Here is a 960-nt window from a genome sequence, read left to right as displayed (position 1 = left end):
GGGGGCGTAACCACGGGGGGCCCGCGGGGCGGTCCGGCCGCGGCCGGCCGTGGCCACGCGCGCGTGGGCGGGTGCCCGGTTTCCCGTACGGGCGGGGCCCGGTGATGACAGGGTCGGCCTCATGGCCGACAGCGACGCACGGACGCGCGTGGGCCCGGTGACGGCACTCCTGGATGCCACCGGGCTGTTCTTCAGGGCGGCGCGGGACGCCTTCCCCGGTGCCGTCGAGGCCGACTGGGCGGCCGCCGCCGCGCTGGACCCCGGTGCGGCGGGCCCGGACGGCGCGTGGCGGCTGGACTTCCGCTGCTTCGCCGTCGCCGATCCCGACGGCGGGGGCTGGACGCTGGTGGACGCGGGCGTCGGCCCCGCCGAGGGGCCCGGGGCGCCCTGGTGCCCCGTACCGGGCAGGCTGCCGGAGGTGCTCACGGAGGCCGGGATCGAGCGGTCCGACGTCCACACCGTGGTCCTGACGCACCTGCACGAGGACCACACGGGCTGGGCGGCCGACACCGCCGGCCGGCCCTTCTTCCCGGCCGCCCGGTACGTGGTGCAGCGCGCGGAGACCGCCGCCCTGGACCGTCAGGACCCGGTGTGGGACTGGGTGGTGGAACCGCTCCGCGCCGCGGGACAGCTGCACGAGGTCGACGGCCGGCACCGGCTGCGTCCGGGGGTCACCCTGCTGCCCACTCCCGGGCACACCCCCGGCCACCAGTCCGTCCTGGTCGAACGGCCCGACGGCAGGGACGTCCTGGTCACCGGCGACCTCCTGGTGCACGCGGTGCAGCTCGCCGCGCCGGCCGTGGCCTACGCCCATGAGCGCGACCCGGCCGCCGCCCGCGCCTCCCGCGAGGAGACGCTCGCCCGCGCCGCCGACAGCGGGGCGGTCCTGGCGACGGCCCATCTGACCCGACCGTTCGTCGACGTGCCGCAGAGGCCCGGGGGCTGAGGACGGGGGGGCGG

Annotated in this window: 1 protein-coding gene; it reads left to right on the top strand. The window is 78.6% G+C overall.

What is annotated here, in order from left to right:
* Positions 1-121 precede the first annotated feature (121 nt).
* Entirely contained in the window at positions 122-946 is an 825-nt protein-coding gene (locus tag EAO70_RS35925) for an MBL fold metallo-hydrolase (protein ID WP_148006982.1), read from the top strand.
* The last annotated feature ends 14 nt before the right edge of the window (positions 947-960 follow it).

It is taken from the genome of Streptomyces sp. adm13(2018) (assembly GCF_008042145.1).
Taxonomy (GTDB): domain Bacteria; phylum Actinomycetota; class Actinomycetes; order Streptomycetales; family Streptomycetaceae; genus Streptomyces.
Note: the sequence above shows the minus strand (reverse complement) of the source record. Positions and strands in the feature narration are given on the sequence as shown.